Origin of the sequence: Oceanicella sp. SM1341 (genome assembly GCF_003448965.1) — a bacterium.
In the GTDB taxonomy this organism is placed as follows: domain Bacteria; phylum Pseudomonadota; class Alphaproteobacteria; order Rhodobacterales; family Rhodobacteraceae; genus Paroceanicella.
The window spans coordinates 1-10,261 of record NZ_QRGC01000058.1 but is presented as its reverse complement, the minus strand read 5'-3'; the positions used below and the strand labels follow the sequence as shown (position 1 = coordinate 10,261).

Below are 10,261 nucleotides of genomic sequence, written 5' to 3'. Positions count from 1 at the left end.
GTGGCGCAGCGCGCGAGCCAGGCGCGCAGGGCCGGTGCGCTTTCCGCCTGCGGCAGGCGGTGCAGGCTCGGCCGCGGCCGGAGCGGGGCGGCCGGGCCCGGCGCGTCCTCCCCCTCGCCCGCCAGCGCGCCGAGCAGCGCGCGCACCCCGCGGAGCCCGGGGTGCAGGAGCGCGGGATACCAGCCGCGCAGGGCCAGCGCCTCGGCCCTCCGCCCGGCACAGAGCAGCGCCGCGAGGTAGAGCGCCCATTCCAGCGGGTCGGGGTCGGCCGCGCCGTATTCCTCGAGCGTGACCTCGATCATCGCGGCGAGGCGCTCCGCCGCCTCGGCGGGCGCGCCCTCCTCGAGCGCGCAGAGGGCGAGGCCGAAGCGCGCCTCCGGCAGGTAGGCCACGTAGCCGAGCGCGGCGGTGTAGGCGGCCCTTGCCGCCGCGGTGCGCCCGCGCGCGAGCTGTGCCGCCGCGCCCAGAAGCAGCGCGCGGTCGAGCCCCCCGCTCGGGACATGGCCGCTCTGCCGCGCCTCCCCCGCCTCCGCCAGCTCGAGCGACAGGAAGGGTCCGGGCTGGACGATGCGCTGCCCCGGCCGCCGCCGCCGGTTCAGCTCGTACCACTGCCGGATCTGCGGGCGGTGGCGCAGCGTATGCCGCGCGTGCACCAGCCGGTGCCCGGCCAGGGCGATGGCGCGCAGCCGCTCCGGCTCGGCCATCAGCCGGTCGACGCGCTCCGCCACGTCGGCGCCGGCGGCCAGCACGCAGTTCACCCCGTCCTCGAAGCCCGCGGCGGCGAGGGCGGCGCTCGGCTCCGCCACGAGCAGCGCCCCGGCCCCGGGGATCTCGAGATGCTTGCGCACCAGCTCGTGCCCCATGGTGCCGCAGCTCGGCACCACCAGGCTCGCGCTCAGCGCCCTCGCATAGGCCTCGCCGGTGAGCAGGCGCGCCGAGCCCGCGTCCTCGTAGGCCACCTGCGGCGAGGTGAGGCAGGGCCAGCGCCGCGCCAGCGCATCGAACGCCACCGCCCGCCAGGGGTAGAGCCCGTAGACATGCCCGCTCAGCATCACCGGGATGACCCTGGGCAGGCGGCGGTCGTGGAACAGGGCCGGGTCGATGAAATTCGGCCAGACGAAGGCCTGCCCGGCTGCGGCGGGCGTGTAATCCGGCATGCAGGTGCCGATGGAGAAGAAGCTCTCTACCCCCCAGTGCGCCATGTCGGAGAGGAAGCCCGCCCGGCGGTCGCACCAGGGGTCGCCGTTGTGCAGGCCGAGCCTGGGCACCGCGGGATGGGCGGAGGTGTTCCGGATGGTGATACGGCGCGAGCCATGGCTGCGATAGCCGGCCTCGAAGAGCGCGAGGTCCGGCTGCAGCCGGTCGCAGACCGCGTCGTAGTCGCAATCCTCGTTCACCACGGTCACGTCGAAGCTCTCGGCCAGGCACCGCACATGGTGCTGCATATGCAGCAGCAGGTAGCGCGCGGCCTCGGCGTTGGGCTGGTGATTCCACTGGAAGAACACCAGCCGGGGCCGGGCCGGGCGCTCCGCTGCCCCGTGGGGGCCGCCCGGGGCCCGGCCCGCGGGGGCGCCATGCCCGCCCGCCCGATCTTCCTTGCGTCCGGACACCTGCCCGCTCCATGCGCTGTCGCCGGCCCTCGGCCGACCGTCCCCAGCCTAGCCGCGGGCCGGAGCGGCGGCCCATGCCTCCTATCGGCCGCGGGGAGGGTGGCGCCGGCCCCCTTTCGGCCGACCCGCCGCACGCTCCGCCCGAAAGGAGGCTCCGGGCCGGCCGGAAGGGGGCGGGCACCCACCGGATGGCGCGGGGCGGGCCGCCCTTCGGCCGGGGTCCGCCACCCGATGCAGGCCTCGCCGGCGGGCCGGGGCGGCCGTTAGCCTCGGGCGCAGGAACCTTCACCCCGGCCGGGGCCGCACGCCCCGCCGCGATCACGGTGCGCCCATGCCCCGCTCCGCCGAGAAACGATCCCCGCCCCGCCCGGCCCGGCCCCTGCTGGCCGCCTGCCTCGCGCTGCTCTGGCCCGGGGCGGCGGCCGCGCTCACCGTCTCGCCCGGAGACGTGCTGGCGGTGAGCGTGTTGCAGGCGCCGGCGCTGGCGCGCGAGGCGAAGGTCGATGCCGGTGGCCGGATCATGCTGCCGATGCTCGGCAGTCTCGAGGTGGCCGGGCTCGATCTCGACGGCGTGCGCGAGCGGCTGCGCCGGGCGCTCATCGATGGCGCGCTGGTGCGCGATCCGGAGGTGACGGTGGAATTCGCCGCCTACCGGCCGGTCTACGTCGCGGGCGCGGTGGCGCAGTCGGGCGGGTTTCCGTTCGCCCCCGGCATGACGGTGCGCCAGGGCATCGTGCTGGCCGGCGGGCTGGAGCGCGGCAGCGCGCCGCTCGCCCCGGGCACCGAGGAGGCGGTGCGCCTCTCGGCCGAGACGCGCTCGGTCTCCTACCGGCTGCTGCAGGCGGAGAGCCGCATCGCCCGGCTGCGGGCCGAGCTGCGCGACACCGGCACGCTCGACACCGCCGGCATCGCACCGGGGCTCGCCGGCCCCGCGGCGGAGGGCGAGATCCTCGCGCTCGAGCGGGAACTGCTGTCCGACAGCCGCGCGCGCTCCGCCGCGCTGCAGGCACACAGCGACAGCCTGCAGGAGCTCGTGCGCCAGGAGCTGCGCCTGCTGGAGCGCCAGTCCGCCCTGCAGCGCAGCGAACAGGCCGCCCTGGCCGAAGATCTGCGCTCGGCCCGCGACCTGCAGGCGCGCGGGGTCATCTCGATCACCCGGGTGAAGGAGCTGGAGCGCCAGTCGCGCCTGCTGGCGAGCGACATGCTCGACACCCAGGCCTATGCCGCGCGCGCCCGCCAGACCTCGGTGACCGTGCGCTACGACCGGGAGCGCGCCGAGATCGAGCGCCGTGTCACGGTTCAGAGCTCGCTGGTCGAGGCGCTGGCGCAGCGCGACGCGCTCGCGGCCGAGCTGCAGGCGCTCACCGCCCGGCTGCTGGCCGCCGGCCTGCCGCCGCCGCAGGGGCCGGCCGAGCTCCCTGCGCCGCTGATCACCATTTACCGGGAGGCGGGCTACGGCGGAGCAGGCGCCGGCACCGAGCGGATCGCCGGCGGGCTCGACACCCCGGTGGAGCCCGGCGACGTGATCGAGGTGGCTTTCGCCCCGGTGCCGCCGACATGAGGGCATCCGCCGCCCTGCCCTGGCTCGCGCTGCTCGCCGCGCTGGCCGCCGGCCCGGCCGGCACGGTGGACCCGGGGGAAGCGGCCGCGCCGCAGGAGACCGGCTTCGCCGCCGGCCCGCCCGCCACGGTCCATGTCTCGCCGCTGGGCGACGACGCGGGGCCGGGCACCGCCGCCGCGCCCTGGGCCAGCATCAACCGCGCGGTGCAGGCACCGCTGCCCCCGGGCAGCACCGTTATCCTGCGCGCGGGGGTCTATACCGAGCAGGTCTGGCTCACGCGCAGCGGCGCGGCCGGGGCCCCGCTGGTGCTGCGGGCCGAAACCCCGCAGGCGGCCCTGCTGCGCCCGCCGCCGGGCGCCTACAGCACGCTCAACATCCGCGCCAACCACGTGCGGGTGGAGGATCTCGACATCTCCGGCGGCACCGGCCATGGCATCGACGTGGAATCCTCCCACCACGTCACCCTGCGCGGCAACCGGGTGCATGGCAGCGGCGGGGCGGGCATCCAGTTCAACTACTCGGAATTCTCGGTGGCCGAGGGCAACATCACCTCCGGGAACGCCGGCAGCAACGGCTACCAGACCAGCGGGATCTCGGTGTACCAGCCGCGCAACATCACCGGCGACACCACCACCCCCGGCTACCGCGTGGTGATCCGCGGCAACGTGAGCTACGCCAATGCCGAGACCGCCGTCGTGACCGACCCGCATACCGATGGCAACGGCATCATCATCGACGATTTCCGCAGCACCCAGAGCCCGGAGCACCCGGCCTACCGCTTTCCCGCCCTGGTGGAGGGGAACCTGGTGTTTCTCAACGGCGGCAAGGGGATACAGGTGACCTGGAGCGACAATATCACCCTGCGCCACAACATCTCCTGGCACAACAACCTCGACGGGCTCAACCCCAGCCCCTGGCGCGGCGAGCTCTCGAACGCGCAGTCGGGCGACAACACATGGGTCGGCAACATCGCCGTGGCAGACCCGCAGGCGCATCCGCAGAACCGGGCGATCGTCTCGACCTCCTACGACGGCTATCGCAACCGGCGGGTGGCGTGGCGGGGCAACCTCAGCTTCGACGGCAGGCCCGGCCATGCCTCGCTGCGCACCGACGGCGGCAACGCGGCGCCGCGCGGCATGCCGATCAACCTGCTCGGCCGCGACCCGCTCTTCGTCGATCCGCCGCGCGATTTCAGCCTGCGCCCCGGCTCGCCCGCCCCCGCGGCGGAAGAGCTGCGCGCCGTGCTCTCGCGCCTGCCGCCGCCCTTCGGCAACGGCCCCGACAGCGCCGCCGGCGTGACCGACTGACGGCGGGGACCGCCCCGCCGCCAGCCGGAGACCGGCCGCTCCCCTGCCCCTGCCCGCCGGCCGGGACCGCGCCGGCGCTCAGCCCTCCAGCGCCACCGGAAGCTGCAGCCCGTGCTCGCGCAGCAGCGCCTGGCGGCGGGCGCAGCGATAATCTTCGGCCACCATCTCGGCGCAGAGCGCGCGCGCCGGCACCTCGGGCACCCAGCCGAGACGCTCGCGGGCGCGGGTGGCATCGCCCAGCAGGGTCTCGACCTCGGCGGGGCGGAAGTAGCGCGGGTCGATGCGCATCACCACCTGGCCCGGGCGCACCGCGGGCGCGAGCGGGCCGCGCACCTGCTCGACCACGGCGCGCTCGGCCGTGCCGCTTCCCTCGAAGGCCAGCACCATGCCCATTTCCTCCGCCGCCCAGGTGATGAATTCGCGCACCGAGTGCTGCTGCCCGGTGGCGATGACGAAATCCTCCGGCCGCTCCTGCTGCAGCATCAGCCACTGCATGCGCACGTAGTCGCGCGCATGGCCCCAGTCGCGCAGCGCGTCGATGTTGCCCATGTAGAGGCAGGGCTCGAGCCCGAGCGCGATGTTCGCGAGGCCGCGGGTGATCTTCCGGGTCACGAAGGTCTCGCCCCGCCGCGGGCTCTCGTGGTTGAACAGGATGCCGTTGCAGGCGTGCAGCCCGTAGGCCTCGCGGTAGTTCACCGTGATCCAGTAGGCGAAGAGCTTGGCCACGGCATAGGGCGAGCGCGGGTGGAAGGGCGTGGTCTCGCGCTGGGGCATCTCGCGCACCAGCCCGTAGAGCTCGGAGGTGGAGGCCTGGTAGAAGCGCGTGCGCCCCTCGAGCCCGAGAAAGCGGATCGCCTCGAGCAGCCGCAGGGTGCCGAGCCCGTTCACGTCGGCGGTGTATTCGGGGGCCTCGAAGCTCACCGCGACATGGCTCTGGGCGCCGAGGTTGTAGACCTCGTCGGGTTCGACCTCGCGCAGGATGCGGATGAGGTTGGAGGCGTCGCAGAGATCGCCGTAATGCAGGGTGAGGCGCGGGTCGGGCGCGTGGCGGTCCTCGTAGATGTGGTCGATGCGCTGGGTGTTGAACAGCGAGGCGCGGCGCTTGATGCCATGTACCGCGTAGCCCTTCGCCAGCAGGAACTCGGCGAGGTAGGAGCCGTCCTGCCCGGTGATGCCGGTGATGAGCGCGGTGCGCGGGGCGGCCGGGCGGTGCCTCTCGGGGGGCGGTGGGGGCATGCTGTTCATCGCGGGCCTCTCGGGCGGGAGTGCGGGGCGGACGCGCCCCATGCTGTTTTCCGCCCCCCCGCCGGACAACCCGCCGCCCGGGCCGGCCGGGGCAGCCTTTGGGCGTAGCCGGCCGCCCGCGCCGCCCGTTCGGAGTAGGCCCTGCCCGTTTTGCGCGATTGCCGGCCCCCGGCCGTGGCCCCTAGCCTGAACCCGCCCCGCCCCCCGCGGCGGCCACGGCATGGCAAGGGAGCGCCAGGTGGGCTCAGCAGCGCAATACGAATGCCCCCGCACCGGGCTGCGCATCCTGCGGCCGGGCTGCAACCTCGACACCGTGCGCGACGGGCGCGGCGTGATCCTCACCTTCCTGCCCGAGGAGCCGCTGCAGGAATTTAACATCGTGCATTTCCGCCCCGGCTGCGTGCGCGGCATGCATTACCACGAGCATTTCGTGGAATACTCGCTGGCCGTGGCGGGCGAAGGCATGTTCGTCTACCGCGAAGACCCCGATGACGGCGGCTCGGAACGCTCGTTCTTCGTCTCCCGCGGCTTTTGCGTGCGCATCCCCGTGGGCGTGGTGCACACGATCTACTCGGTCTCCGAGCTCACCATGGTCGCCTCCCTCTCCCGCCGCTGGGACGAGAGCGACCCGCCCATCGTGCAGGTCGGCATCGTGCCGAAACCCGGAGCAATCGGATGAGGATCGCGGTGACAGGCGCGTCGGGCTTCTTCGGCGCGGTGATGGCCCAGGTGGCGACGGAGGCGGGGCATGACGTGACCCCGGTCACCCGCGCGGGCTATGCGGCGGCCAGTGCCGCGGGGGGCTACGACCTCGTGGTGAACGCCGCCATGCCCTCGGGCCGCTTCCGCGCCGAGTGCAACCCGGAAGAGGATTTTCGCGAGACGGTGGAGAAGACCTTCCGCATCCGCCGGGACTTCGCGCCCGCGCGCCTGCTGCAGGTGAGCTCGGTCTCGGCCCGCTGCCAGCGCGACAGGGTGTACGGCCGGCACAAGCGGGCCGCCGAGGCGCTGGTGGACGACGGGCGCAACCTGGTGGTGCGGCTCGGGCCGCTCTACCACGAGACGCTCTCCAAGGGCGTGATCCTCGACATCCTGCGCGGCGACACGGTGCACGCGGCCGCGGGGAGCCGCTACGCCTTCACGCCGGCTGCCTGGGCGGCGGCCGAGATGCTGCGCCGCTGCGGCGAGAGCGGGGTGATCGAGATCGGCGCCCGGGGCGCGCTGCGGCTGGACGAGCTGGCCGCGGCCCTCGGCTCCGCCTCCGGGTTTCGCGGCGCCGAAGACCACCAGGAGTTTCCCGACGCCCCCGCCCGGGCCCCCGCGGCCGACGAGGTGATCGGCTTTGCCGAGGCCCTGCGCCGGCATCTCGGGGAGCGGGCGCAATGAGCGCGCCGCGGCTGTTTTCCCATCGCGGGCGGCGGGTGTTCGTCGCCGGGCACCGGGGCCTCGCCGGCGCCGCGCTGCTGCGCCGGCTCGCGCGCGAGGACTGCACCCTGCTCACCGCCGACCATGCCGAGCTCGACCTCACCCGGCAGGAGCAGGTGGAGCGCTGGTTTGCCCGCAACCGCCCCGAGGTGGTCTATCTCGCCGCGGCCACGGCGGGCGGCATCCACGCCAACCACGAGCGCCCGGCGGATTTCATCTACGACAATCTCGCCATCCAGACCGCGGTGATCCGGGCGGCGCATCTGGGCGGCGTGGCGAAACTGTGCTTTCTCGGCTCCTCCTGCATCTATCCCCGCCTCGCCCCCCAGCCGATGCGCGAGGAGGCGCTGCTGACCGGGCCGCTCGATCCGCACAACATCTGGTACGCGGTGGCCAAGATCGCCGGGCTGATGCTGGTGGACGGCTTCGCCCGCCAGCACGGCTGCGACTTCATCTCGGTGATGCCGGCCAATCTCTACGGCCCCGGAGACAAGTTCACCCCGCAGAACAGCCATGTGGTGGCGGCGCTGATCGACCGCATCCACCGCGCCCGCGAGGCGGGCCTGCCCCGGGTGGAAATCTGGGGCACCGGCAGCGCGCGCCGCGAGTTCCTGCATTGCGACGACATGGCCGATGCCTGCGTCTTCCTCATGGAGCGCTACAGCTCGCCCGAGATCGTCAACATCGGCACCGGGCAGGACAGCACCATACTCGAGCTCGCCCGGACCATCGCCGGGGTGATCGGCTTCCACGGCGCGCTCGTCTGCGACCCGACCCGCCCCGATGGCATGCCCCGCAAGGTGGTGGACGTGAGCCGGCTGGGCGCGCTGGGCTGGCACGCGCCCACCCGCTTCCGCGACGGGCTGGCCCAGACCTACGCCTGGTATCTCGAACACGTGGCCGGGGCCCGCGACCCCTCGCTGGCCCGCGGCTGAGCTCAGAGATACTGCGCCGGGGCGCCGGCGGGCGCCGCACCGTCGAGCCCGCCCCGCCGCGCCAGCCGGGCCGGCTCGGGGATCAGCACATGCCGCGCATCCCTCAGCCGGATGAGCCCCTGGGCCTGCAGGTGCTGCAGCGAGCGGCTGACGGTCTCCTTCGTTGTGCCCAGAAGGTCGGCGATATCCGCCCGGCGGAACTCGATGGTGAGCACACCTCCGCCTCCGGCCAGGGGCTGGTAGGGCAGGAAGGCACTGGCGAGCACGAGAAAGCCGCACAGCCGTTCCTCGGGCGTGAGCAGGCCGCGCGACCAGATATGCCGCCTCAGCGCCTCCAGCCGTTCCGCATAGCGCAGGCAGACCCCGCGGCGCAGCTCCCGATCGGCGGCCATCAGCTCGCGGAACCGCGAGCGCTCGACGCGGCAGAGACTGGCGCCGGTGACCGCTTCCAGCGCGTAGCCGCCATGCCCGCCCTCCGCCTCGCCGACCAGCGCCCCCGGCCCGGCGAGCCCGACGATCTCGCGCCGCCCCTCGGCCGAATACCGCAGCATGCGCAGGTAGCCGCTGCGCAGCACGGCCACGAACGACGCCTGCCCGTCCTCCTGCCAGAAACTGTGACCGGCGGCAAAGCTGCCGGGCTGCACCGAGGCCGCGAGCCGGGCGAGCGCGGCGTCGGAGAGCGCGTCGCACAGCCCGAGGTGGCGGGCGGGGCACTCCGCACAGCCCGGCCCGGCGCCGGCCTGAACCAGGTGAAGCTGTCGGTCGCCGACGGCCGGCGTCTTGCAAGGAGACGTCATCATGCTGCAGGGCCCATCTCTGATCTTCGCGGGGTTCGCCGGCCGGGCGCGGGGCCGGGCACGCGCACCCCCCCCGGCAGGCCGGCCACACACAGGCTGAACACGAAACGCCGGATACGACCGCACCGGTCACGGCCCGCCTCCCCCCGGAGCCGGCCCGGGGGGGCCCGGGCCGCGAGGCGCGGAGGCCGGCCCGCAGCGCGGCCCGGGCTCTCGCCCGTCACGCCGCGCATTGCGCTCCATGATAGCACGGTCGGGCCGATGCAACCTGCCCTTATGGATGATCCGGCATACGTCTTCCGGATGACGCCCCCGCCTCTTCCGTTCCCCGGCCCCGCCGCGCGAGGGCAATATCCTGCCCGCACGCCCCGGCAAGACCGGCGAGGTCGAGGATGTCCAGATCATAGGGGTCGTTCCTGCGGACCAGCCCCCGGCTCTCGAGGTCGCGGAAGGCGCGGCTGAGGGTTTCGGGCCGCGTGCCGAGATACTGCGCGAGTTCGGCGCGGCGCAGTGCCAGGCGCAGGTTAAGCGCCCCGCCGCTGCCGCGGGATGCTCCCCGCGCGAGGATCAGCAGCAACCCGGCCAGGCGCTGTGTCACCTTCTGCCCGCCGAGCAGCAGCATCCACTCCCGCGCGGCGTCGAGCTCGTCCAGCATGTTGGCGATGAACCGCTGTTCGGCCTGGGGCGCACCGGCCAGCAGGGCCTCGAACCCGGCCCTGCCGCAGCTCATGACCTGCGATGCGGCCAGAGCCTCGAGCCGGTAGCCGGGCCTGCCCTCTGGGGGGAAACCATACATGTCGCCCGGCACGAGCAGGCCGATGATGTGGCGGCGGCCGTCCGGCAGCCGCTTCACCATGCCCAGCATGCCGCTCACCAGGAAGCCGACGCGCGCGGGGACCGCGCCCTCCTCGGCCAGCACCCGCCCTTCGGCGACCATCTCGCGGCGCCACATTCCGTGCAGCGCGTCGCGCGCCTCGGCGGGCAGCACTCCAAGCAGCTCTTCGAGCCTGCCCTTCAGCAGCCCGGCGCGGGGTCCCGCCCCCGCCATGCGGCGTGCCTTGACCAATGCGCCATCCTCATCCCGGACGTGTGATGCCATGGATCCGGGGGCGGCCGCTCAACGCCACGACACCGGGCACCCGGACCCATGGTCCCGGCCCCATCGGGTCGCCCCGTCAAAGTAATTCGGAAATACACCAATACATCCGAAGGCTATACAAACCTTCGCCGCATCGCAATCACCCGCCCGGCATGATGCCCGACGCAGAAGCGCCGCCCTTTTGGGGCGGCGCTTTCTGTATTTCTGGTTGCGGGGGCAGGATTTGAACCTGCGGCCTTCAGGTTATGAGCCTGACGAGCTACCGGGCTGCTCCACCCCGCG

At 73.6% G+C, this 10,261-nt stretch carries 9 protein-coding genes and 1 tRNA gene; 5 read left to right on the top strand and 5 right to left on the bottom strand.

The window, feature by feature from the left end; all coding sequences use genetic code 11:
- Positions 1–1,610, bottom strand: a 1,610-nt coding sequence (locus D3P35_RS25380) for a glycosyltransferase (RefSeq protein WP_157982332.1), incomplete at its 3' end; no start/stop codon positions are given.
- Positions 1,611–1,941: 331 nt separating this feature from the next.
- Between D3P35_RS25380 and D3P35_RS25375 the strand changes: the two genes are divergently transcribed.
- The gene (locus tag D3P35_RS25375) at positions 1,942–3,171 is read left to right on the top strand and encodes a polysaccharide biosynthesis/export family protein (protein WP_118138724.1); all 1,230 of its coding nucleotides are present in this window, start codon (positions 1,942–1,944) and stop codon (positions 3,169–3,171) included.
- Positions 3,168–4,478 carry a right-handed parallel beta-helix repeat-containing protein gene (locus tag D3P35_RS25370; protein WP_118138723.1) on the top strand — a complete coding sequence of 437 codons (1,311 nt, stop codon included), beginning with the start codon at positions 3,168–3,170 and terminating at the stop codon, positions 4,476–4,478. Before D3P35_RS25375 ends, D3P35_RS25370 begins: the two co-directional genes overlap by 4 nt.
- Before the next feature lie 78 nt (positions 4,479–4,556).
- Here the strand turns inward: D3P35_RS25370 and gmd are convergent, their stop codons facing one another.
- Positions 4,557–5,723, bottom strand: a complete 1,167-nt coding sequence (gene gmd, locus D3P35_RS25365) for a GDP-mannose 4,6-dehydratase (protein WP_232830629.1) — start codon at positions 5,721–5,723, stop codon at positions 4,557–4,559.
- A gap of 238 nt (positions 5,724–5,961) precedes the next feature.
- On the opposite strand from gmd, the gene D3P35_RS25360 reads away from it, so the two are divergent.
- Genes D3P35_RS25360 through D3P35_RS25350 form a run of 3 tightly spaced genes read left to right on the top strand, consistent with a single transcriptional unit; the run spans position 5,962 to position 8,083 of the window.
- Complete coding sequence (locus tag D3P35_RS25360) at positions 5,962–6,402, top strand: hypothetical protein (RefSeq protein WP_198670801.1); 441 nt, start codon at positions 5,962–5,964, stop codon at positions 6,400–6,402.
- Positions 6,403–6,410: 8 nt separating this feature from the next.
- Positions 6,411–7,109: an NAD(P)-dependent oxidoreductase gene (locus D3P35_RS25355; protein ID WP_157982331.1), complete on the top strand. Its 699-nt coding sequence runs from the start codon at positions 6,411–6,413 to the stop codon at positions 7,107–7,109.
- On the top strand, positions 7,106–8,083 hold the full coding sequence (locus D3P35_RS25350) for a GDP-L-fucose synthase (protein ID WP_118138720.1): 978 nt from the start codon (positions 7,106–7,108) through the stop codon (positions 8,081–8,083). Before D3P35_RS25355 ends, D3P35_RS25350 begins: the two co-directional genes overlap by 4 nt.
- 2 nt (positions 8,084–8,085) lie before the next feature.
- On the opposite strand, the gene D3P35_RS25345 is transcribed toward D3P35_RS25350, so the two are convergent.
- From D3P35_RS25345 to D3P35_RS25335, 3 genes are all read right to left on the bottom strand, one after another.
- A complete protein-coding gene (locus D3P35_RS25345) occupies positions 8,086–8,883 on the bottom strand; it encodes a Crp/Fnr family transcriptional regulator (RefSeq protein WP_118138719.1) in 798 nt (265 codons plus the stop codon).
- Between the two features lie 271 nt (positions 8,884–9,154).
- Complete coding sequence (locus D3P35_RS25340) at positions 9,155–9,946, bottom strand: Crp/Fnr family transcriptional regulator (RefSeq protein WP_198670800.1); 792 nt, start codon at positions 9,944–9,946, stop codon at positions 9,155–9,157.
- Between the two features lie 238 nt (positions 9,947–10,184).
- Positions 10,185–10,261: transfer RNA gene (locus D3P35_RS25335), tRNA-Met, on the bottom strand.